General features: G+C 69.2%; 22 protein-coding genes. 9 read left to right on the top strand and 13 right to left on the bottom strand.

What is annotated here, in order from left to right; genetic code table 11:
• Window position 1 precedes the first annotated feature (1 nt).
• The 12 genes from DM194_RS09015 to DM194_RS08960 all read right to left on the bottom strand — a co-directional run bounded on the left by DM194_RS09015 (window position 2) and on the right by DM194_RS08960 (window position 11,938).
• On the bottom strand, window positions 2-307 hold the full coding sequence (locus DM194_RS09015) for an STAS domain-containing protein (protein ID WP_111067007.1): 306 nt from the start codon (window positions 305-307) through the stop codon (window positions 2-4).
• A gap of 53 nt (window positions 308-360) precedes the next feature.
• Window positions 361-1,524, bottom strand: a complete 1,164-nt coding sequence (locus tag DM194_RS09010; RefSeq protein WP_111067006.1) for a methyl-accepting chemotaxis protein — start codon at window positions 1,522-1,524, stop codon at window positions 361-363.
• Window positions 1,525-1,565: 41 nt separating this feature from the next.
• Window positions 1,566-2,627, bottom strand: coding sequence for a protein-glutamate methylesterase/protein-glutamine glutaminase (locus DM194_RS09005; RefSeq protein ID WP_111067005.1), 1,062 nt, complete (start codon window positions 2,625-2,627; stop codon window positions 1,566-1,568).
• A 3-nt stretch (window positions 2,628-2,630) separates the two neighbouring features.
• The gene (locus DM194_RS09000) at window positions 2,631-3,293 is read right to left on the bottom strand and encodes a chemotaxis protein (RefSeq protein WP_111067004.1); all 663 of its coding nucleotides are present in this window, start codon (window positions 3,291-3,293) and stop codon (window positions 2,631-2,633) included.
• Window positions 3,294-3,296: 3 nt separating this feature from the next.
• Entirely contained in the window at window positions 3,297-4,208 is a 912-nt protein-coding gene (locus DM194_RS08995; protein WP_111067003.1) for a CheR family methyltransferase, read from the bottom strand.
• Between the two features lie 19 nt (window positions 4,209-4,227).
• The gene (locus DM194_RS08990; RefSeq protein ID WP_111067002.1) at window positions 4,228-6,837 is read right to left on the bottom strand and encodes a methyl-accepting chemotaxis protein; all 2,610 of its coding nucleotides are present in this window, start codon (window positions 6,835-6,837) and stop codon (window positions 4,228-4,230) included.
• Window positions 6,838-6,904: 67 nt separating this feature from the next.
• A complete protein-coding gene (locus DM194_RS08985; RefSeq protein WP_111067001.1) occupies window positions 6,905-7,453 on the bottom strand; it encodes a chemotaxis protein CheW in 549 nt (182 codons plus the stop codon).
• 9 nt (window positions 7,454-7,462) lie between these two features.
• Window positions 7,463-9,748 carry a chemotaxis protein CheA gene (locus tag DM194_RS08980; RefSeq protein ID WP_111067000.1) on the bottom strand — a complete coding sequence of 762 codons (2,286 nt, stop codon included), beginning with the start codon at window positions 9,746-9,748 and terminating at the stop codon, window positions 7,463-7,465.
• 34 nt (window positions 9,749-9,782) lie between these two features.
• Window positions 9,783-10,160, bottom strand: coding sequence for a response regulator (locus tag DM194_RS08975; RefSeq protein ID WP_098739196.1), 378 nt, complete (start codon window positions 10,158-10,160; stop codon window positions 9,783-9,785).
• The gene (locus DM194_RS08970) at window positions 10,145-10,459 is read right to left on the bottom strand and encodes an STAS domain-containing protein (RefSeq protein ID WP_111066999.1); all 315 of its coding nucleotides are present in this window, start codon (window positions 10,457-10,459) and stop codon (window positions 10,145-10,147) included. The genes DM194_RS08975 and DM194_RS08970 overlap by 16 nt, the downstream gene beginning before the upstream one ends.
• Window positions 10,460-10,682: 223 nt before the next feature.
• Window positions 10,683-11,174 carry an RNA pyrophosphohydrolase gene (locus DM194_RS08965; RefSeq protein ID WP_111066998.1) on the bottom strand — a complete coding sequence of 164 codons (492 nt, stop codon included), beginning with the start codon at window positions 11,172-11,174 and terminating at the stop codon, window positions 10,683-10,685.
• Between the two features lie 20 nt (window positions 11,175-11,194).
• Window positions 11,195-11,938 (bottom strand): sulfite exporter TauE/SafE family protein, encoded by a 744-nt coding sequence (locus DM194_RS08960; protein WP_111066997.1) that lies wholly within the window; start codon window positions 11,936-11,938, stop codon window positions 11,195-11,197.
• Between the two features lie 165 nt (window positions 11,939-12,103).
• Between DM194_RS08960 and DM194_RS08955 the strand changes: the two genes are divergently transcribed.
• The 9 genes from DM194_RS08955 (at window position 12,104) to DM194_RS08915 (ending at window position 21,612) form a co-directional block, all read left to right on the top strand.
• The gene (locus DM194_RS08955) at window positions 12,104-13,378 is read left to right on the top strand and encodes a glutamate-5-semialdehyde dehydrogenase (RefSeq protein WP_111066996.1); all 1,275 of its coding nucleotides are present in this window, start codon (window positions 12,104-12,106) and stop codon (window positions 13,376-13,378) included.
• The gene (locus tag DM194_RS08950; protein WP_342792437.1) at window positions 13,344-14,162 is read left to right on the top strand and encodes a nicotinate-nucleotide adenylyltransferase; all 819 of its coding nucleotides are present in this window, start codon (window positions 13,344-13,346) and stop codon (window positions 14,160-14,162) included. The genes DM194_RS08955 and DM194_RS08950 overlap by 35 nt, the downstream gene beginning before the upstream one ends.
• Window positions 14,159-14,605, top strand: coding sequence for a ribosome silencing factor (gene rsfS, locus DM194_RS08945; RefSeq protein WP_111066995.1), 447 nt, complete (start codon window positions 14,159-14,161; stop codon window positions 14,603-14,605). Before DM194_RS08950 ends, rsfS begins: the two co-directional genes overlap by 4 nt.
• A gap of 25 nt (window positions 14,606-14,630) precedes the next feature.
• Window positions 14,631-15,089, top strand: a complete 459-nt coding sequence (rlmH, locus tag DM194_RS08940; protein ID WP_111066994.1) for a 23S rRNA (pseudouridine(1915)-N(3))-methyltransferase RlmH — start codon at window positions 14,631-14,633, stop codon at window positions 15,087-15,089.
• Window positions 15,090-15,182: 93 nt separating this feature from the next.
• Window positions 15,183-16,745 (top strand): 2,3-bisphosphoglycerate-independent phosphoglycerate mutase, encoded by a 1,563-nt coding sequence (gpmI, locus tag DM194_RS08935; RefSeq protein ID WP_111066993.1) that lies wholly within the window; start codon window positions 15,183-15,185, stop codon window positions 16,743-16,745.
• Between the two features lie 186 nt (window positions 16,746-16,931).
• The gene (locus DM194_RS08930) at window positions 16,932-18,314 is read left to right on the top strand and encodes a murein hydrolase activator EnvC family protein (protein WP_246024160.1); all 1,383 of its coding nucleotides are present in this window, start codon (window positions 16,932-16,934) and stop codon (window positions 18,312-18,314) included.
• Window positions 18,315-19,751, top strand: a complete 1,437-nt coding sequence (locus DM194_RS08925; RefSeq protein ID WP_111066991.1) for a S41 family peptidase — start codon at window positions 18,315-18,317, stop codon at window positions 19,749-19,751.
• Window positions 19,752-19,766: 15 nt separating this feature from the next.
• The gene (locus DM194_RS08920) at window positions 19,767-20,912 is read left to right on the top strand and encodes a divergent polysaccharide deacetylase family protein (protein WP_111066990.1); all 1,146 of its coding nucleotides are present in this window, start codon (window positions 19,767-19,769) and stop codon (window positions 20,910-20,912) included.
• A 121-nt stretch (window positions 20,913-21,033) separates the two neighbouring features.
• Complete coding sequence (locus DM194_RS08915) at window positions 21,034-21,612, top strand: hypothetical protein (RefSeq protein ID WP_111066989.1); 579 nt, start codon at window positions 21,034-21,036, stop codon at window positions 21,610-21,612.
• Between the two features lie 125 nt (window positions 21,613-21,737).
• Here DM194_RS08915 and DM194_RS08910 read toward each other — a convergent pair whose 3' ends face one another.
• Entirely contained in the window at window positions 21,738-22,382 is a 645-nt protein-coding gene (locus DM194_RS08910) for an HAD family hydrolase (protein WP_246024159.1), read from the bottom strand.
• Window position 22,383 lies beyond the last annotated feature (1 nt).

Genomic DNA, 22,383 nt, shown 5'->3' with positions numbered 1-22,383 from the left:
GTCAGTCCTCGATCTGGACGATCTTGGCGATCTGCGCCACGGTCAGCACCCGCTTCACCTGCCCGGCGGCGGCGCGCAGGACGAACTGCTTGTCGGCGCGGTCCATTTCCTCCCGCGCGATCAGCAGCATGCCGATGCCGGCGGAGTCGACGAATTCCAGCGAAGACAGGTCAAGCACCTGGCGCCGGGCCTTGTTCTGTTCCATCTCGCCGATCAGGGTGCGCAGCTTCGCGTGGTCGTTGAAGGTCAGACGGCCGCGAAGGCGGACCACCGCCTCCTGGTCGCGCAGTTCGATACCGTAGTCCATGATGTCGTCTTTCAGGAAAGGTGATGCACTGTAGGAGCGCCGGTTGTCCCGCGCTAGAAAAGTTCAATGTCGCCACCGGAATCGCTGCCCCCCCCGACATCGAGGTCGAGCGCGCCGTTCTCGTCCAGCGCGGTGCCCTCCAGCAGCAGCTTGCGTACGAAACGCTCGCGCATCTCGCTCAGGGTGAAGCGGCCCATCAACTGGTTCAGCCATTCCTCCGGCTCCCACGCGCCGATGCCGGGCGGCACCTGGACACGGATGCGGGTCTCAAGCTCGCCCAGCCCGGCGCTCATGATGGCGAGGCTGTCGTTGATCGCCTCGATCCGCTGCTTGGTCAGATCCTGGAACTGCATGCCGGTGATGACATGGGCGATTGTGGCGGACATGTCGGTCGACACCGACGCCGCCGTTTCCAGCACCGCCTGGAAATGGGTGGTCTGCGACACCAGGCTGTCCATCGTCTTGTCGACGCGCTCCTTCGCCAGCATCTGCGGCGACATGTCGGTGTTGGCGATCTGGCGCAGGATGTCGTGGCCGTCGCGCACGCCCTTGACCACCGCGCCGACCTTGTTGCGCATGCGGTCCGCCAGTTCGCCGGTGGTGCGGGAGAGGTGCCGCACCTCCTGCGCCACCACGGCGAAGGTGCGCCCGGCCTCGCCGGCGCGGCTGGCCTCGATGGTGGCGTTCAGCGCCAGGAAGTTGGTCTGGCGGTTGATGCCGTCGATGTCGCCGATCGATTTCTCCAGCTCGGCCACGTCCTTCTGAACGTCGTCCAGCAGATAGACCATGCTCATGGCATGGCGCGACAGGGTGACGATGTTGGTCACCATGTCGGTGATCATGTCCTGCATGCCGATGACCAGCGTGTCGAGCGGCACCCGTTCGCCGTCGATGTCCACCGATCCGGCCATGGCGACGATCTGCTCCACCCGCTCCGACTGCTCCAGAGCCTTCTGGGCCAGTTCGCGGAAGCGTTCGGACAGGTCGAGGGTGGAGGCCTCCACATGGTCAGACGTGCGCGTCAGCTCGCTCTGGACGATGTCCAGCGTGCGGCGCTGCACGTCGGCGAAGCCGAGCCAGGTCGACAGAAGCTCTGCCGTGACCGCGACCTTGGCCTCGCCCTCCGCCGGCCGGCCGGCCGGGGGGGAGGCGTCTCCGGCGGCGGCGTCTCCAGCGGCGAACGTGACGGCATCTCTGACGGAGGCGGGGATAGACATGCTGGTGCTCCTTGGAAACTCGACCCTGCTGTCCGCCGTGGTCAGGCGGTGCGGGGGCGCTCGCCGACAGCGTCGAAGGCACGCAGCATTTCGGCGGGAATATGGGTGAGCGGAAGTTCGACCGCGACCGCACCGGCCTCCTTGGCGGCGCGCGGCATTCCGTAGACGACGCAGCTCGATTCCTGTTCGCCGATGGTGAAGGCGCCGGCCTCGTGCATGGCCTTCATGCCGATGGCGCCGTCGCGGCCCATGCCGGACAGGATCACGCCGACCGCATTGGCGCCGGCCGCCTTGGCGACGGAGGCGAACAGAACGTCCACCGAAGGACGATGGCCGCTGACCGGCGGCGTGTCCTGGATGTGGCAGACGAAGCCTGCGGTGTCGCGGGCGACGGCGAGATGGCGGTCGCCGGGGGCGATCAGCACCAGCCCCTGGGCCGGCCGGTCGCCATGGACGGCCACCCGCACCGTGGGCGCCGACAGCCGGTCGAGCCGGACGGCGAAGCTGGGCACGTAGCTGGGGCCCATATGCTGGGTGATGACGATGGGCGGGCAGTCGGCCGGCATGGCGGCCAGAAGGTCGCGGATGCGCTCCACCCCGCCGGTCGAGGCGCCGACGGCGATCAGCCGCTTGCCCGATCCGGCGCGGCGCGGCGTCGGCAGGACGCCATGGACGGCAGCCGGCCGGCGCATGGCCAGCCGGGCGGTGGCGGCGATGCGGATCTTCGAGACAAGCTCCATCGCCGTCGCCTCGAATCCGTGGCCTTCGGAGCCGCCGGGCTTGGCGACGCAGTCGACCGCCCCCAGTTCCAGCGCGCGGATGGCGGCGTCGGAGCCCTCGCGCGTGAGGGAGGAGACCATGATCACCGGCGTCGGCCGCAGGGTCATGATCTTTTCCAGGAAGGACAGGCCGTCCATCTTCGGCATCTCGACGTCCAGCGTGATGACGTCGGGGTTGGTGGCCTTGATGACGTCGCGGGCCTCGAAGGCGTCGCGGGCGAGGCCGGCGACCTCCATCCCCGGCTCGCGGGTCAGGATGTCCTTCAGCATCTCGCGCATCAGGGCGCTGTCGTCGACGATGACGACGCGGATCGGTCTGGGCATGGGTCAGTTCCCTCCCGCATCGGCGGGTCCGAACAGCTCCACCTCGCCCTCCACCGGGGTGCGGGCGAGATGGGTGATGAAGGACCGTTCGCGGGTGACGGTGTCGGCCGCCGCCTCCGGCCGCAGCAGGCGGCGCAGGGCGCGGCCGCTGTGCGGGAAGTAATGCAGGCGCCGCGCGGAGCCGCCGCCCAGGTCATGTCCGGCCAGCGTCAGCCCTTCCGCCCGCACATAGTCCAGGGCGAAGCGGCTGTTCAGCCCGCCGATGTCGTAGCTCGAGTCGATGACGCTGGCGCCGCCGAACAGCTTGACCTGCAGCCGCCTGCGGTCGGCCCCGGCGGCGAGCAGGGCGTTGATCAGCAGTTCCATCGCGACGGAGCCGTAGCGCGCGGCGGCCCCGGCCCCCTCCAGCTCGCTGGCCGGCAGGTCGGGCAGCATGAAATGGTTCATGCCGCCGATCCCTCGCACCGGATCGTGGATGCAGGCCGCCACGCAGGAGCCGAGCGTGGTGGCGATCATCAGGTCGCCCCGGTCGCTCACCGCCTGCTGGCCCAGCGCGATCTTGATCGTCTCCGTCTTGAATTCATGATTGAAATAGCGGCCGCTGCCCAGCCGCCGCGCCGGTGCCGCCGGGCCGGACGCCCGATGGGGGAGGGTGGAGGCGCTCATCGCTCACTCCCGCCGGTAGATCGTTGGGCCGGCCTGCCGGAACAGGTTCGACACGCCATACAGGCTCTCCGAGTGGCCGAGGAACAGATACCCGCCGGGACGGAGCATCCGGCCGAAGTTTTCTATCACCTGCGTGCGGCCGCGGCGGTCGAAATAGATCAGGACGTTGCGGCAAAATATCGCATCGAACGGGCCGGACATCGGCCAATGTTCGAGCAGGTTCAGAGGTTTGACGGTCACGAGCCGTTTGAGATCCTCGCCCATCTCCACCGCCGGCTCACCGTTCAGCCGGGTGTCGTGGGTGAAGCGCTGGCGGATGGCGGGCGGAATGCCGGTGGCGCCCGACAGCGGATAGATGCCCCGTCTCGCCGTTTCGACCATGTGGGTGTCGATGTCGGTGGCGAGGATGCGGGCGTCCCAGCGGCGCAGGTCCGCGCCCATGGTCGAGACCAGCACCATCGCCATGGTGTAGGGCTCCGGCCCCGACGAGCAGCCGGCCGACCACAGCCGCAGCCGCGGGCGGGCGGCGTCGGCATTGCGCGTCCGCGCCTCCGGCAGGACGGTGGAGGCGAGGAAGTCGAAGTGATGCGATTCGCGGTAGAAGCTGGTCAGGTTGGTGGTCAGCGCATTGACGAGGAAGCCGATTTCGCCTGCCCCGCCGTCGCCTTGCAGCAGGGTGCAATAGGTATCGAAATCGGGCAGCCGCAGTTCGCGCAGGCGGCGCGCCAGCCGGGCATAGACCATCTCCGCCTTGTGCGGGGCCAGTGCGATGCCGGCCAGCTGGTAGAGCAGTCCGGCGATCAGGTCGAAGTGATGCCGTTCGAAATGGAACTCGCGCGCGCCGCCGAACACCGCGGCCGGCACCCGGCGCGCGGCCGGAGATTCGATCGACAGGGTGGGGGAACGGTCGGTCATCGCGGCACCGGCGGCATCGTCAGGCGGGTTCGGGTTGCCGCCGGACTTTCCCGGTGGCGGTAGCGGCGTTCCGAGACTGGCGGTCCAGGGTGAAGAAGGTCATCTGCCGGCGCAGTTGGTCGGCCTGATCCTCCAGCGAGCGGGCGGCGGCGGTGCTTTCCTCCACCAGCGCGGCGTTCTTCTGCGTCATCTCGTCCATCTGGGTGATGGCGATGTTGACCTCGTCCAGGCCGGAAGCCTGCTCGGTGGTCGCCCGCGCGATCTCCGACACCAGATCGGCGACGCGGCTGATGCCCGATACGATCTCCGTCAGGGCGCTGCCGGCGGACCGGACCAGCCCGACGCCCTCGCGCACCTGCCCGCCGCTGTCGAGGATCAGCGACTTGATCTCCTTCGAGGCCTGGGCGGAACGCTGGGCGAGCTGCCGCACCTCCTGCGCCACCACGGCGAAGCCGCGCCCGGCATCGCCGGCACGGGCCGCCTCCACCGCCGCGTTCAGCGCCAGCAGGTTGGTCTGGAAGGCGATCTCGTCGATGACGCCGATGATGTCGGCGATCTTCTGGGACGACTGCTCGATCCGGCGCATCGCCTCCACCGCGCTGGCCGCCACCTCGCCGCCGCGGGAGGCCGCGGTGCGCGCCTCGGTGGCATAGCCGTTGACCTGCTGGGCGTTTTCGGCGTTGGAGCGCACGGTCGAGGCGAGCTGCTCCATGCTGGCCGCGGTTTCCTCCAGCGAGGAGGCCTGCTGCTCGGTCCGTTCGGACAGATCCATGCTGCCTTCCGCCACCTCGCGGCTGGCAACGGCGATGGAGCCGGCGGCTTCGTCGATGCGCCGGACGATCTCCGACAATTGGGACACCGAGCCGTTGAAGTCGTCCTTCAGCCGCTGGAACACGCCCTCATACTGCTTGTCCATCCGGTGGGTAAGGTCGCCCTGCGACAGCGCCTCCATCACCGACGCCAGATCCTCCGTCACCGCCGCGACGTTTTCCGACAGCCGGTTGATGCCCTCGCTGACCAGCCGGAAGAAGCCGGTCTTGCCGTCCAGCGCGATGCGGCGGCTGAAGTCGCCGCGCACGGCGTTCTCCACGATCGCGCCGATCTCCGCCTCGATCGCCAGCTCCTCCGTCAGGTCGCGCCATTCGATGACGGTGCCCAGCCTCTCGCCCTGACGGCTGACCACCGGGTTGGCGATGATCTGGAAGGTCCGGCCGCCGGTCTTGGCCCAGCCGCGGTGGGTCTGCTTCAGGTCGGCCAGCAGGCGGCGCTGGTGCGAGGGGTCGCGGTGGAAGACGTCGAAATTCTGGCCGACCAGCCTGCTCGCGTCGAAGCCCGGCAGCGAAGCGCGCAGGTCGGACTCGGCATTGCGGAACATGGCCATGATCGAGTCGTTGGCGTAGAGGATGCGGCCGTCGGTGTCCGCCATCATGATGTTTGCCGACACCTGTTCCAGCGCGATGCGGGAGCGCAGGGCCTCCACCGCCTCGTCCTTGAAGGCGGCGACGGCGCGGGCCATGTCGCCCAGCTCGTCCTGCTGGCCGGTGTGGGGAACGTTGACCGACAGCTTGCCGGCGGTCAGGTCGGCCATCACCCGGCGGATGCCGGTGACGGGCGCGGTGATGGAGGCGGCGATGCGGTTGGCGGCGACGACGCCGATCACCAGGGACAGCAGCCCCAGCCCCAGCGTCAGGCGGATGGTGAAGCCGGCGACGCTCTCGGCTTCCTGCTCGGTCGCCCTGGCATTGGCGGCGATCCTGCCGACGATGCCGTCGATGGCGCTGTTGACCGACGTGGCGGCGGCGGCGAGATGGTCGGCGCGTCGCCGGGCCTCGTCGTTGGCGGCGATCACGTCGCGGAAGGCGGCGCGGTAGTCGGCGGCGCGGGCATCGACCTGGCTCAGGACCGCCGACAGGCTGTTGTCGGCGCGGCCCCCGGCACGAAGGATGGCGGACAGCCGGGCGACGGCGTCGGCCATCGCCTTGCCTTCCGCCTCGACCTGCGCGACCGCGGCGGCGTCGCGCAGCCCGATGGCGCGGTTGGCGTTGAAGCGGATCAGCAGCCAGTGCTTTTCCACCTCCTGGACGGCGAAGGCGATGTCCTGGCTGCCGGAGGCGGCGGTCGTCGCCACCACCTCCTCCAGCCGCGCCGTCACCTGGGCGCCCAGAGGGTCCATCCGCTCCTGCAGGATGCGGTCGGCCTGTTCCCGCGTGGCGCGCACCGCGTCGAACCGCTCATGATAAGTGGTGTGCAGGCTGTTCAGCTCGGCGAAGGACGCGGCCTGGGGCGAGGCCGCCAGCATCGCCTGCCGCTGCGACATCGCCGTCTCGAACTCGCCGCGCAGCACGCGCAGCCGGTCCAGCGCCTCGGGCGTGCCCAGATTGATGTATTCGCGGGTCTGCAGCCGCTCGGCGGCCAGACGGCTTTCCAGATCCTTGGCGAAGACGGCGAGGTCGCCGGAGGCGAAGACCCCGCCGATGCGGCGGTTCAGCCCGTCCAGCCCCAGGATGCCCACGCCGGACTGGGCGGCGATCAGGACCAGCAACAGGCCGAAGACCAGCCACAGCCGCTTGGCGATGCGCATGTTGCTGAGGAAGCTGCCGGCTTTGGCGATCTTGCCGTCGGTGGCCATCGGTGACCTTCCCTCTTATTCTTGCTTCTCGTTGCAGAGGCGCCGAAGGTTGCCTCGCTCCTTCCGGTCAGGTGATCTCGAGCGCCGGGGCGCGGGGAGCGGCGTCCTGGTCGACATGCTCGCCGGCGAACAGCTTCTCGACGTTCAGCAGGGTCACCATACGGTCGTCGGCGGTGTAGAGGCCGCTGAGATATTCGGCGTCGATCAGGCCGCTGTCGACGTCGGGCGGCGGCTTGATCGCGTCGTGGTCGATCGCCAGGATGTCGGAGATGGCGTCGACCAGGATGCCGCGCGTGCGCTCGCCCACCTGCATCACCACCACGACATGGCGCTTCGTCACCTGGGTGGGGCCGCCGCCGAAGCGGGCGCGCAGATCGAAGATCGGGATGATGATGCCGCGCAGGTTGATCACGCCGCGGACATAGTCGGGCAGGTTGGGCAGGCGGCTTTCCGGCGTCCAGCCGCGGATCTCGCGCACGGCCAGGATGTTGACGCCATATTCCTCGCTGCCGACCGTGAAGGTGACGTACTGCTCCTCCGTCCCGTTGGCGGCGCCGCCGGCGGTCTGGAGGTCGGTGCGCGAATTGACGGTGGCGATTGCGGTGGAACTGCTCATCGCTGGGCCTCAAACCGTTTGGCGTTGACGCTGGTCGATCCTGTCCGCCGGGGCGGGCAGGGTCGGGGAAGTCTGGGTTGCGCCATCGGCGCCGTTTCCGTTGCCGGCACCGTGGCGGCTCATTTCGCGCAGGCCGGCGACGTCCAGGATCAGGGCGACCCGGCCGTCGCCCAGGATGGTCGCGGCGGCGACGCCGTCCAGCCGGCGGAAGTTGGCCTCCAGGCTCTTGATGACGACCTGCTGCTGGCCCAGCACCTCGTCCACGACGAGGCCGAGGCGGGAGCCGTCCTCCGTCTCAACCAGCACGACCAACCCCTGGGTGGCGTCGTCGATGGCCTTGGGGATGCCGAACAGCCGGTGCAGGTGGACGAGCCGCACATATTCGCCGCGCGCCATCATGACGTCGCACTTGTTCACCAGCCCGTGCAGGTCCGTCGGCTTGGGCCGCAGGCTTTCCACGATGTTGGTCAGCGGCAGGACGAAGCGCTCCTCCCCCACCGAGATCACCATGCCGTCGAGCACCGCCAGCGTCAGCGGCAGCGACAGAACGAAGCGCGAGCCCTCGCCCGGCGTCGAATAGATGCCGATGCGCCCGCCCAGGCTGCAGATGTTCCGCCGCACCACGTCCATGCCGACGCCGCGGCCGGACAGGTTCGACACCTGGTCCGCGGTGGAGAAGCCGGGCAGGAAGATCAGGTGGTCGATCTCCTCGTCGGACAGGGTGGCTCCGGGCTGGACCAGCCCCTTCTCGATCGCCTTGGACAGCACCTTTGCCCGGTTGATGCCGCGGCCGTCGTCGGTCACCTCGATCACGATGCGGCCGGACCGGTGGGCGGCGGACAGATGCACGGTGCCGGCGCGCGGCTTGCCGATGCGCTCCCGTTCCTCCGGGCCTTCCAGCCCGTGGTCGATGGAGTTGCGGATCATGTGGGTCAGCGGATCGACGAGGTTCTCCACCACCGTCTTGTCGACCTCCGTCGTCTCGCCCGACGTGACCAGCATCACCTCCTTGCCGGTGGAGGCGGCGCATTCGCGCACCAGCCGGGGCATGCGGGAGAAGACGCTGGAGACCGGCTGGGCGCGGATCGACATCACGCTCTCGCGCAGCTCGCGGGTGTGCTGGGCGAGGCTTTCCAGCCCTTCCAGCAATTCCTGGAACTGGCCGGGCGGCAGGTCGCGCAGATGCTCCGCGATCATCGCCTGGGTGATGACCATCTCGCCGACCATGTTCACCAGCCGGTCGATCTTGTCGAGGTCGACGCGGATGGTGTGGGTGGTCGGCCCGGAATGGTCGCCGCCGCCGCCGTTCCCGCGCTTCGCGCCATCGGCGGCCTTCGCCGCGCCGGGGGAGCCGGAGGTGGCGGCCGGCGCTGTGGCGACCGGCGGGGAAGCGGGCGCCGACGGTTCCGGCAGGTTGGCGGGGGGCGCCGGTTCGGCGGCGGGAATGACTGCGGGAATGACGGCGGGAGGCGGCGCCTCGGCGCTGATGCGGATGTCGCAGTCGTCGGCGACGAACTCGAACACGTCGTCGATCTGGGCGCGGTCCACCTGCGGATCGGCCAGCAGCGTCACCGTCCAGGACAGGTGCAGCAGTTCGGCGTCGAGGTCGCGCAGGGAGGGCAGCTTGTCCAGGTGGCAGACCACCTCCGCGTCGCCCAGACGGCGCAGGGCGCGCAGCATGTAGGTCGGCTCGTTGCCGGACAGCAGAAGCTCGGCCTTCGGGCGGAAGACGATGGTCCAGCGGAGCTTTCCCTCCGGCACCGGGCCCGAAACCGAAGGGGCGGGCTGGTCGTCGCGGGCGGCCTGGATGGCGGCCAGCGCGTCGCCGAAGATGCCGGCCTCGTCATCCTCGTCGTCGGGATAAAGAGGGGAGGCGGGGGCGGGCGGCGGCTCCTCCGCCGGCGTCTCCGCCTTGCCCAGGAAACGGCGCAGCGCCGCGACGGTATCATCGGTGGTGCCGGCCGGCGCGTCGGTTTCGTCGGCGGCGTGGGCCAGCAGGCGGGCAAGAACGTCGTTGGCGCGGATCAGGGTATCGACCAGCCCGGTGGTGACGGCGATCTCGGCGTTGCGCACGCCGTCCATCACCGTCTCGAACTCGTGCGCGAAGGCGACGAGGTCGTTGAAGCCGAAGGCGCCGCCGCCGCCCTTGATCGAATGGACGGCGCGGAAGATCGCGTTCACCTCGTCCATGTCGATCTCGCCGGGGGCGAGGCGCAGCAGCCCGGCCTCGGCGACGGCCAGCAATTCGGCGCTTTCGTCGAAGTAGGTCTGCTTGAAGCGGCTGAGATCGTCCACGGCTGTACCCCTCCCTTGAGCTGACGGCTTGCGGTCAGCCGCAGACCTTCTGCACCACCGACACCAGCTTGTCCGGGTTGAAGGGCTTCACGATCCAGCCGGTGGCTCCGGCGGCCCGGCCCTCCGCCTTCTTGCTCTCGTCGGCTTCGGTGGTCAGCATCAGGATCGGCAGGGTGCGGTGGGCCGGGATGGCGCGCAGCTTGCGGATCAGCGTCAGCCCGTCCATGACCGGCATGTTCAGGTCGGTGATGACCAGATCGACCTTGTTGGTGGCGATGGCGCTCATCGCCTGCTGGCCGTCGGCGGCCTCCACCACGTCATAGCCGGCGCCGCGCAGGGTGAAGGACACCATGTCGCGCATGGTCCGCGAATCGTCCACCGTCATCACTTTCTTCTTCACGCTCGGCTCCATTGCTTCAGCCAGGCGGCGAGTCCCAGATCCTCGCACGCTTCGGACAGCACCTCCGACGGGGCGGCGAGGGTGAAATCCGCCCCGCGCTCGGCCGCGTCGCGGGCGGCGACGACCAGGGCCTGGATGCAGGCGGCGCTGATCCGCTCCACCGCGTCTGCCTGGACGACGACGGCCGCCGACGCCTTGAAGGCGGCGCGCAGGCTGTCGAGCAGAGGCTGCGCCATGGGCAAATCCAGATCGCTGGGCAGGCCCAGGCGAATCCGCCCGCCATCCTCCTCCGTCCACTTGATCAGCGACACGCCAAGCCTCCGTCCACAGCAGGCGCACCCTTGCGCATTGCAGTTGCAGCAGCAGACGTTGCCAGAAGTCGTCTCAAGGATTCGTTAAGCCCGGAGTTTCGGACGCAAGGGGCGGCTTCCGGAAGTTGGGGATAACCGCAATCATTTATGGGACATGGCGAAAGGGCCGGCAAAGGGGCCGAAAAAGGCGACCGGAAACGGGGGCGGCGCCGGCCGATGCGGGTCAGCCCTTCGCCTGCGCGATCAGCGGACGGAATTCGGCCAGCACCGATTCGTAGACCGGACGCTTGAAGGCGACGATCAGGCCCGGCAGTTCTTCCGCGTCGATCCATCTCCAGGCATCGAACTCGGGATGGCCGGTGTCGAGCCGGATGTCGGCCTCCTCGCCGGTGAAGCGGGCCAGCATCCACATCTGCTCCTGCCCGCGCCAGCGCCCCTTCCAGACCTTGCCCAGCAACTCGTCGGGCAGGTCGTAGCGGTGGGGGGAGGCGGTCATGGCGATGAACTCCGCCTTCGCGGTGCCGATCTCCTCCTCCAACTCGCGGAAGGCGGCGGTGCGGGCGTCCTCGCCCTCGTCGACGCCGCCCTGGGGCATCTGCCAGTCGGCCTCCGACCCGCGGCGCTTGGCGACGAACACCTCGCCGCGGTCGTTCAGCAGCATGATCCCGACGCAGGGGCGGTAGGGCAGGGCGTTGCGGTCGATGGGGGCGGTCATGCCGGGGGACTCCGTTCGGATCAGGCTTTTGTGATGAAGAAATAGACGGTCATCGCCGCGCCCACCAGGATCACCACCTTGCGCAGCACGGGCGGGGGGATGTGGCGGGCGACCGAGGCGCCGGCATAGCCGCCGGCCATGGCGGCGACCAGCATGATCAGCGCCTCCGTCCAATAGACCGCGCCGCCGGCGACGAAGGCGATCACCGCCACCGCGTTGAGGCAGCCGGACACCAGCGACTTCAGCCCGTTCATCGCATGCAGGTCGGTCAGGCCGAAGACGCCCAGCGTCGCCAGGATCAGGATGCCGATGCCGCCGCCGAAATAGCCGCCATAGACGGCGATCAGGAACTGCACCGCCAGCACCGTGCCATGGCCGATGGTGAAGTTGCGGCGGATCCAGGCCGACGCCTTCGGGCCGATGGCGAACAGCGCCGTCGCGAACAGCAGAAGCCACGGCACGATGATCTCGAAGGTCTTCTGCGGCGTCCACAGCAGCAACAGCGCGCCCAGCAGCCCGCCCACCAGGCTGATGCCGAGGAAGGAGGGCAGGTGGATGTCGCGGATGCGCCCCAGTTCCCGGCGGTAGCCGTAGGCGCTGGCCAGCGCGCCGGGCGACACCGCGACCGTGCTGGTGGCGTTGGCGTTCAGCGGCGGCACCCCGGCCAGGATCAGCGCCGGGAAGGTCAGGAAGCTGCCGCCTCCGGCCACGGCGTTCAGCACGCCGGCGAAGAAGGCGGAAACGATCAGCAGAAGCGTCAGCATGGAACCTTGCCCGAAAACCTTGCCCCGGCCGGGCCGTCGCGTTGCGTTTTGCACACGCCCGCCCATACCGCAACGCCGAAGTCCCACAACCGCGCGGCTTTCGCAACCCCGAACAATTCGTTAAGGTCGTCGTCCCTTCAACGGATAGAGTGTCCGGAGACCTCCATGTCCGCCCAGCCCGCCACCGCCGATTCCCTGCACGACCTGATGCTGTCCCTCGGCAGCAAGGCCCGCGCCGCCGCGGCCGAGCTGGCGACCGTGCCAGGACCGGCGAAGGACCGGGCGCTGAGGGCGGCGGCGGCGGCCATCCGCGCCCGCGCCGCCGAGATCAAGGCCGCCAACGCCGAGGACATGGCGAACGCCCGCGACCTGTCCGGTCCGATGCGCGAGCGGCTGATGCTGGACGACAAGCGCATCGAGGCGATGGCCAAGGGTCTGGAGGACATCGCCGACTTCCCCGATCCCATCGGCGGCGTGCTGGCCGAATGGACGCGGCCCAACGGCCTGCGCATCCAGCGCGTCCGCGTGCCGCTGGGCGTGGTCGGCATCATCTATGAAAGCCGGCCCAACGTGACCGCGGATGCCGGCGGCATCTGCCTGAAGTCGGGCAACGCCGCCATCCTGCGCGGCGGGTCGGAGAGCATCCGCTCGTCCCGCGCCATCGCGGACTGCCTGGTCCAGGGGCTGCGCGAGTCCGGATTGCCGGAGGCGGCGATCCAACTGGTCCCCACCACCGACCGCGCCGCCGTCGGCCATATGCTGACCATGCGCGACCACATCGACGTCATCATCCCGCGCGGCGGCAAGTCGCTGATCCAGCGCATCGCCGACGAGAGCCGGGTGCCGGTCATCAAGCATCTCGACGGCAACTGCCACGTCTATGTCGATGCCGCCGCCGATCTGGAGAAGGCGCGCAAGGTGGTGTTGAACGCCAAGATGCGCCGCACCTCCATCTGCGGCGCCGCCGAGACGCTGCTGGTCGACCGCGCCATCGCCGACAGGGCGCTGCCGGTTCTGGTGAAGGATCTGCTGGATGCCGGCTGCGCCGTGCGCGGCGACGCGGCGGCCCAGGCCGTCGATCCGCGCGTGACCCCGGTGACGCCGGAGGATTGGGACACCGAGTATCTCGACGCCATCATCGCCTGCGGCGTGGTGGACGGGGTGGATGCGGCGATCGACCACATCAACGCCCACGGCTCCCACCACACCGAATCGATCCTGACCGAGGATCCGGCGGCGGCGGAGCGGTTCCTGTCGCGGGTGGACAGCGGCATCGTGCTGTGGAACGCCTCCACCCAGTTCGCCGACGGCGGCGAGTTCGGCATGGGCGCCGAGATCGGCATCTCCACCGACAAGTTCCACGCCCGCGGCCCGGTGGGTGCGGAGCAGCTCACCAGCTACAAGTATGTCGTGCGCGGCGATGGCCAGACGCGGGCCTGAGAAGGCCCTCTCCCGCCCCGGGAGAGGGAGGGCTCCCGCCGCAGGCGGGGAGGGTGAGGGGCGATCCGGACATGGAGCCCCTGATCCTCGCATCACCCCTCACCCTTCCCATGCTGCGCATGGGCCCCCTCCCTCTCCCGGGGCGGGAGAGGGAACGCGGTCCGGGCTGAAGCGTGCTCCCCACCTCTATTCCGGGCCGCTCTATGCCGGGCTGGCGGTCGGCATCCTCGGCGGGTCGTTCAACCCGGCCCATGCCGGACACCGGCACATCAGCCTGTTCGCGCTGAAGGCGCTCGGCCTCGACCGGGTGTGGTGGATGGTCAGCCCGCAGAACCCGCTGAAATCCGCTTCCGGCATGGCCTCCCTGCCCGAGCGGCTGGCCGAGGCGCGGGCGGTCGCCGCCCATCCGCGCATCGAGGTGACGGCGATCGAAACCGCGCTCGGCACCCGCTTCACCGCCGATACGCTGGCCGAGCTTCAGCGCCGCTTCCCGAAAACGCGCTTCGTCTGGCTGATGGGAGCGGACAATCTGCGGCAAATTCCGCACTGGAAACATTGGACGCGAATCTTCGACTCGGTGGCCGTTGCGGTTTTCGCCCGTCCCACCTATTCTCTTAGTGCGCTGAGCGGCAAGGCCGCCCAGCGTTTCACCCGTCGGCGGGTGTCCGTGTCGGGGGTAAAAGGGCTGGCGCGCCGCAGGCGGCCGGCCTGGGCGTTCTTACGCAACCCCTTGCATCCGGCCTCGGCGACGGCGATCCGGCAGGCACGGGCCGCCGGGTCGTGAAACCGTTGCAAGAGGTTGGAGCCATCACCACGCACACCGAAACGGCCGCGACCGCTCCGCGGCCAGCCGCCGTTCCCCAGATCCTGGAACCGCAGGACCTGAAGGCGCTCATTCAGGCGTCGCTGGACGCCGATCAGGCGGATGACGTGACCGTCATCGATCTCGCCGGGAAAACCACCTTCGCCGATTACATGATCGTGGCGTCGGGCCGCAACACGCGGCACATCGCCGCCATGGCCATGAAGCTGGCCGAAAAGCTGAAGCAGGCCGGCGTCCGCGGCGTCGAGATGGAAGGCATGACCCAGTGCGACTGGGTGCTGGTCGATGCCGGCGACGTGATCGTCCACCTGTTCAAGCCGGAAGTCCGGACCTTCTACAACATCGAAAAGATGTGGGGCCTGGACCTGCCGACGCCGTCGGGCACGGCGCGGCTGAGCGCCTGACGGGCAGGAGGCGGAGGGCCGCATCATGCGTTTGTGGCTCGCCGCCGTCGGGCGGTCGCGGGGCGGACCGACCCGTGACCTGTTCGACGAGTATATTGGCCGGCTCAGCTGGCCCTTTACCCTGAAGGAGGTCGAGGTCAAGAAGCGCCTCTCCTCCGAGGAATTGAAACGGCAGGAGGCCGAGCTGCTGCTCGCCGCCGTGCCGGCCGGCGCCATCGTCGTGGCGCTGGACGAACGCGGCAAGGCTCTGCCCAGCGAGAGCTTCGCCGCCAAGATCGGCGACTGGCGCGACCGCGGCGCCGGCGACCTCGCCTTTCTGATCGGCGGTGCCGACGGACATGGCGACGCGGTGCGGGCGCGGGCCGACCTCCTGCTCGCCTTTGGGCCGATGACCTGGCCCCACATGCTGGTGCGCGGGATGCTTGCGGAGCAACTCTATCGCGCCCAACAAATTCTTGCCGGTCACCCCTATCACAGGTCCTGAGTCCGAGCGTCGAAGAACCCGGCGCGCGAAAAAGCGCCGGAACCGAAAAACACGAAATTCCGAGACCACAACCTTTCGAGAAAGGTGAGCGCGATGACCGAGACCAACCGACCCCGCCCCGTCGTCCTTTGCATCCTGGACGGCTGGGGATATCGCGAGGAGCGGTCCGACAACGCGATTGCGCTGGGCGAAACCCCGAACTGGGACCGCCTGTGGTCGGCCGGGCCGAGGGCCTTCCTCGATGCCAGCGAGGAGGAGGTCGGCCTGCCCAAGGGGCAGATGGGCAACTCCGAGGTCGGGCACATGAATCTCGGCGCCGGCCGGGTGGTGATGCAGGATCTCGTGATGATCGACCACGCCATCGTCGAGGGCGAGCTTGAGCGCAATCCGGCGCTGAACGATCTGGTGAAGACCATGCACCGGACCGGCGGTCGCGTCCACCTGATGGGCCTGCTGTCGCCGGGCGGCGTCCACTCCCACCAGGACCACATCGCGGCGCTGGCCGGCGTGCTGTCGCGCGAGGGCGTGCCGGTGGCCGTCCACGCCTTCACCGACGGCCGCGACGTTCCGCCGCAGAGCGCCAAGGACCAGGTCGCCGAGTTCATGGCCGACGTCCATGAGCTGCCGGGCGTCGAGGTCGCGACCGTCATCGGCCGCTATTACGCCATGGACCGCGACAAGCGCTGGGACCGCGTCGCCAGGGCCTATGCCGCGATGACCAGGGCGGAGGGCGAGCGCGCCGCCGATCCGATCCAGGCGATCGAGCAGAGCTATGCCGCCGACAAGCATGACGAGTTCATCCTGCCGACGGTGATCGGCGACTATGCCGGCATGAAGGACGGCGACGCCATCCTGATGGCGAATTTCCGCGCCGACCGCGCCCGCGAGATCCTTGCCGCCTATGTCGATCCGGCTTTCGACGGCTTCCCCGTCGACGGTGCGCCGAAGCTGGCCGCCGTGGTCGGCATGGTCGAATATTCGTCGTCGCTGGCGAAGCTGATGACCACCATCTTTCCGCCGAAATCCCTGACCAAGGTGCTGGGCGAGGTGGTTTCCGAGGCGGGAATGAAGCAGCTGCGCATCGCCGAGACGGAGAAGTACCCCCACGTCACCTTCTTCTTCAACGGCGGCGAGGAGCGGGTGTATGAGGGCGAGGACCGCATCCTGGTCCCGTCGCCGAAGGTCGCCACCTACGACCTGCAGCCGGAGATGTCCGCCGCCGAGGTGACCGAGAAGCTGGTCGGCGCCATCGATTCCGGCAAATACGACCTCGTCGTCGTCAACTTCGCCAATCCCGACATGGTCGGCCACAGCGGCATGCTCGACGCCGCCATCAAGGCGGTTCAGGCGGTCGACACCAGCCTGGGCAAGGTGGAGGCCGCGGTGCGCCGCGCCGGCGGCACCATGCTGGTCACCGCCGACCACGGCAACTGCGAGCTGATGAAGGATCCGGAGACCGGCGGCCCGCACACCGCCCACACGCTGGACAAGGTTCCGCTGATCCTGATCAACGGCCCGGCCGGTGCGCGTGTCGATAGCGGCCGTTTGGCCGACATCGCTCCGACGCTGCTCGACCTGCTTGGGCTGCCCAAGCCGGCCGAGATGACCGGCCGCAGCCTGCTGGTCCGTACCGCCGCCCGTGCGGCGGCGGAGTAACGGATGGCGTGGGGTCCCGACCCGTCACACCCTCTCCCGTCCCGGGAGAGGGGGGGGACCCATGCGAAGCATGGGGAGGGTGAGGGGGAGTGCAAGAATCTGGAACCGCATGGTTTCTTGCATTCCCCCTCACCCTTCCCGCCGCTATGCGGCGGGCCCCTTCCCTCTCCCGGGGCGGGTGAGGGGTTGCTGGCCGGCTTCGTCGTCATCGCCGGCCTGATTTTTGCCCAGCCGGCGAATGCCCAAAGCGAAGCCCCCAAGGACACGCTGAAGCGCGTCGAGCAGCAGCTTCAGACCGATAAGCAGCGCCAGCAGCAGTTGGAGCGCCAGTCCCAGGCGCTGCAATCCGAGCTCGACGACCTGCGCGGCCGGCTGATCGCGCTGGCCGATCAGGCGCGCGGGCAGGAACAGGAGCTCGACCAGCTGGAAGAGTCGCTCACCGCCCTGGAGGTGGAGGAGCGCGAGCGGTCGGCCGGACTCGACGCCGAGCGGCAGCAGATCGCCACCCTGCTGGCCGCCCTGCAGCGGTTGGCCCGCATTCCGCCGGAGGCGGCGCTGGCCCGGCCGGAAAGCCCGGTCGATACCCTGCGCTCGGCCCTGCTGCTGCGCGATGCGGTGCCGGCGCTGAAGGCGCGGGCCGATGCGCTGGCCCAGGCGTTGACCGCGCTGGCCGACACCCGCGGCAGGCTGGTCGACCAGCGCTCCAAGGCGCTGGCGGCGCGGGTGGCGCTGGCCGAGAAGCAGGGCGAGATGAACCGGCTGATCGCCCGGCGCGAGGAGCTGTCGCGCCAGACCGAGGAGGAGCGCGTCCAGGTCGGCCAGCGCATGGCCGCGCTGTCCGGTCAGGCCACCGACCTGCGCCAGCTGATGGAGCGGATCGAGGCCGAACGCCGCGCCGCCATCGAGGCCGCGGCCCGCCGCGAAGCCGAACGGCGCGAGGCGGAGCGCAGGGAAGCCGCCCGGCGCGAAGCGGAGAAGCGGGAGGCCGAGCGGCGCCTTGCCGCCCAGAAGGAAGCCGAGCGCAAGGAGGCGGAGCGCAAGCTGGCGGAGTTGCGGGCCACCGAGCAGAAGATCGCCGAACGGAAGGCCGCCGAGGAAAAGCGCGCCAGGGACGAAGCCGCCCGGGAAGCGGCGCGCGAGCGTGAACTGGCCGCGAAGGCGCCGGAGGGCCGTCCGGCGGTCGCCGGGATGGTTCTGCCCGCCGCCGGCAAGCTGACCACCCGCTTCGGCGAGGCCGACCGCTATGGCGCCACCAGCCGTGGCGTGACGGTTCAAACCAGGGCCGGGGCCGCCGTGGTGGCGCCGCGCGGCGGCACGATCGTGTTCGCCGGGCCGTTCAAGGGCTATGGCCTCATCTTGATCGTGGAACACGGCAACGGATATCATAGTTTGATTGCGGGTTTGGGCCGGATCGACACGGCTGTCGGGCGTAAGGTGGCCGGCGGGGAACCGCTGGCGGTCATGCCTCCGGACGGCAATCCGGATCTCTATTTCGAGCTGCGACGAAACGGCCAGCCGATCAACCCGCAACGCGGGTTCGGCGCCCCGGAGGGGAAAGGACAAGGGTAGATGAGGATGATCAAGCGAGCCGCCACTGCGGCTGCTCTGGTGTTTCTGGGCGCCGGCGTCGCCACCGTCACCGCTCAGTCCAGCAATTCGTCGGACACCTACCGGCAGCTGAACCTGTTCGGTGATGTCTTCGAGCGCGTCCGCGCCGAGTATGTCGAAACGGTCACCGACGAACAGCTGATCGAAGCGGCGATCAACGGGATGCTGACCTCGCTCGACCCGCATTCCAGCTATCTGAACAAGAAAAGCTTCCAGGACATGCAGGTCCAGACCCGCGGCGAGTTCGGCGGGCTGGGCATCGAGGTGACGATGGAGAACGGCCTGGTGAAGGTCGTGTCGCCCATCGACGACACCCCGGCCTTCCGCGCCGGCCTGCAGCCGGGCGACCTGATCGTCCAGCTGAACGGCGAGGCGGTGATGGGCCTCAGCCTGAACGAGGCGGTGGAGAAGATGCGCGGCCCCGTGGGCAGCGAGCTGAAGGTCACCGTCCGCCGCGGCGAGGCGGGAGAGCCCTTCACCGTGTCGTTGACCCGCGCCGTCATCAAGGTGCAGTCGGTCCGCTACCGCACCGAGGGCGACATCGGCTACATCCGCATCACCAGCTTCAACGAGCAGACGCAGAGCGGGCTGGAGAAGGCGATCGCCTCGATCCAGCAGCAGCTGGGCGACAAGCTGAAGGGCTTCGTGCTCGATCTGCGCAACAACCCGGGCGGCCTGCTCGACCAGGCGGTGTCGGTGTCCGATACCTTCCTGGACAAGGGCGAGATCGTGTCGACCCGCGGCCGGCGCGCGGAGGAAGGCACCCGCTTCAACGCCAAGGCGGGCGACCTGACCAAGGGCCTGCCCATCGTGGTGCTGATCAACGGCGGTTCGGCCTCGGCCTCGGAAATCGTCGCCGGCGCGCTGCAGGACCACAAGCGCGCGATCATCATGGGCACCCAGACCTTCGGCAAGGGATCGGTGCAGACCATCATCCCGATGCCCGGCCATGGCGCCATGCGGCTGACCACGGCGCGCTACTACACGCCGTCGGGCCGGTCGATCCAGCAGCTGGGCATCACCCCGGACATCGAGGTGCATGTCGCCAAGGTGGAGGATCTGGACAAGAACGTCGTTCGCCGCCGCGAGGCCGACCTGAAGGGCTCGCTGCTCAATCCCGACGCCGCCAACAAGGCGCCGAGCCCGGCCACCACCAACCCGGCGGCGCCCGGAACCCCGGCCGCTCCGAATCCGGCGGCGCCGGGCGCCGGTGCGCCTCCGGCCGCTCCCGGGGCCGCTCCGGGGGCTGCTCCCGGCACCGCTCCCGTGCCGGGTGCCGTGCCGACCGACGGTGCCGCGGCGGAGGGGGCCGAGCCGCCCTTCGACTTCCAGCTCGCCCGCGCGCTGGATCTGCTGCGCGGCGTCGCCCTGTTCCAGCAGCGCGCCGCGACGCGCTGACCGGGGCTGAAGACGGTGAAGGCTCCCGCTCTGCTCGGTCGTCTGCGGTTCGATGTCCGGGGCCTGCGCCCCGGACTCGGCTGGCTGCGCCGCATTCGTGGCGGGGCGGGTCCTCGCAAGCCGCTGTCCAAGCCGCTTCTGGGTGGCGTGGCCCTGGTGGCTGTGGCCTATGCCGGGCTGGGCGGATGGCTCGCGCTGAACGCCGGCGCGACGCGGGAGGCGTGGCAGGCGTCCATCCCCTCGGCCACGGTGGCGGTGGCCCCACTGCCGCCGAAGCCGGAGCCGAGGGTCGCCGCGCCGGCGGCGCCATTGCCGACGGACGCCGCGCCGCTGCCCCTGCCGGGCGTCCCGGCGGCGGTGACGCTGGTTCCGGCGCCGGTGCCGGGGCTGGTGGAGGACAGCCGCAGCGGCCCGCTGCCGCGCATCGCCCAGGACGGGCGTCAGCCCTGGCAGGTCTATGCCCGGCCGTTCCCCGCCACCGACAAGCGCCCGCGCGTCGCCATCGTCATGTCCGACCTCGGGCTCAGCGGCGTCACCACCGGCAATGCGCTGGCGAAGCTGCCGCCCGGCATCACGCTGGCCTTCCTGCCCTATGCGGAGCGGCTGGACGACTGGGTGGAGCGGGCCCGCACCAAGGGGCACGAGGTGATGCTGTCGGTGCCGATGGAGCCGCTGAACTATCCGCGCGACGATCCCGGCCCGAACGCGCTGCTGACCATGCTCGGCCCCGACCGCAATGTGGAGCGGCTGGAATGGTCGCTGGGCAAGGCGGTGGGCTATGTGGGCATCACCAGCACCACCGGCAGCAAATTCACCGCCAACCCGGCGGCGATGCAGCCTATTATCGACGTGCTGAAAGCCCGCGGCCTGCTTCTGGTCGATGCCCGTTCCAACCCGAAGAGCGTCGCCGGACCGCTCGCCAATCTGGCCGGCGTGCCGCGGGCTTTGGGCGACCGCATCATCGACCGCGACCTGTCGCGTGGCGCCATCGACGACCAGCTGCGCGAGTTGGAGGAGCTTGCCAGGACCAACGGTGCCGCCGTCGGCTTCGCATCCCCCTATCCGACGACGATCGAGCGCCTCAATCTGTGGCTGACCGCGCTCGCCGACCGCGGCATCGCGCTGGCCCCTGCGTCGGCGGTGGTCAACATCCAGAAATAGAGTTCCCGCTCACTCCGCCCGATGCGACAACGCGCATCGGGCGGTTGCGCGTGTGCGCCTTGCTTCGCCGCTCCTGCTGCGGGAATATCTCCGCCGAAATTCAAGATAACGGAGAGGGCGGATGTACCATCCGGAAGCGCTGGAGCCCATCGTCGCGTTCCTGCGCGGCATCGGCATGCAGGTGGAGTATGGCGAGGGCGCGCATGGCGGCTTTCTGCCCGGCGTGAACATCCATGCCGGCGTGATCCATGTCGATCCCCAAACCCTGCTGGGGCCGGGCGACCTGTTGCACGAGGCGGGACACATGATCGTCCTGCCGCGCCGGTATTGGCCGCTGATGAACCGGGACCTGCAGGCCGACATCGACGGCCTCCTCGCCGAACAGACCGCGCGGGAGGGAACGCCCGATCCTGTCCTGACCATGGCCGCCCGGCAGGGTGAGTTCATGGCGCAGGCCTGGTCCTATGCCGCCGTCCACCATCTGGGGCTGCCGCAGGAATGCCTGTTCTTCCCCGGATCCTACAAATGCACAGAGTATCAGGGCACCCACCCGATGCAGGCCTGGATCGAGCAGGGAACCCATTTCGGCCTGATCAATCTGGCGCATGCCGGTTTTACCGGCTATGCGGGGATGTTCGCCCATATGGGCTGCAACGGGCTGGCGCCGTTCCCGCAGATGGCAAAATGGACATTGGATTGAAGAGGGCGCTGAGGTTGCCCCCTCCCTGACCCTCCCCCGCTCCCGGCCGGCCGAAGGCCGGTCCGATCACGGGAGAAGGAACTGCCGCCGTTCCGCTGCAGGATTGCGGCAAGCGTCCCGCACTCTCACCCGCAAAGCGCATCCCAATCCAGCGCCGCCGGATCCTCCACCAGATGGTCGACGGTGTCGAACACCACGGCGGGGTGCTGGGGCCAGGCGATGGTCAGCATGCCGGCGGCCTTGGCGCTGCGGGCGCCGGTGGGGCTGTCCTCGATCACCGCGCAGGCTTCCGGGGAGAGGCCCAGCATCTTCGCGGCCAGCAGGTAGGGCTCCGGGTGGGGCTTGCCGTTGGCGACGTCCTCGCGGGCGATGCTGAAACGGAAATGCGGGATCGACATGGCGCGCATGTTGGCGTCGACGATCATGCGACCGCCGTTCGACACACAGGCCTGCGCCAGCCCGCGGGCGGCGAAGGCCTCCACCAGGGCGAAGGCGCCCTCGCGCGGGCGGACCCGATGGATGCTGGCGACATACTGGGCGTTGATCTCGTCGGCCCAGGCGTGCAGGTCGATGGGGAAGGGGCGGCGGGCGTGCAGGGCGGCGTAGATCTCGCGGAACGCCACGCCATGCATCGACCGGCAATCCTCGTCGCTCAACTCATGGCCATAGCCGCGGCAGACCTCGACGGTGATCTGCTGGTGCCACGGCTCGCTGTCCATCAGCGTGCCGTCGATGTCCCACAGGACGGCGCGAACCGGGGTACGAACCATT

The organism is Azospirillum ramasamyi, from assembly GCF_003233655.1.
GTDB classification, from domain to species: domain Bacteria; phylum Pseudomonadota; class Alphaproteobacteria; order Azospirillales; family Azospirillaceae; genus Azospirillum; species Azospirillum ramasamyi.
Note: the sequence above shows the minus strand (reverse complement) of the source record. Positions and strands in the feature narration are given on the sequence as shown.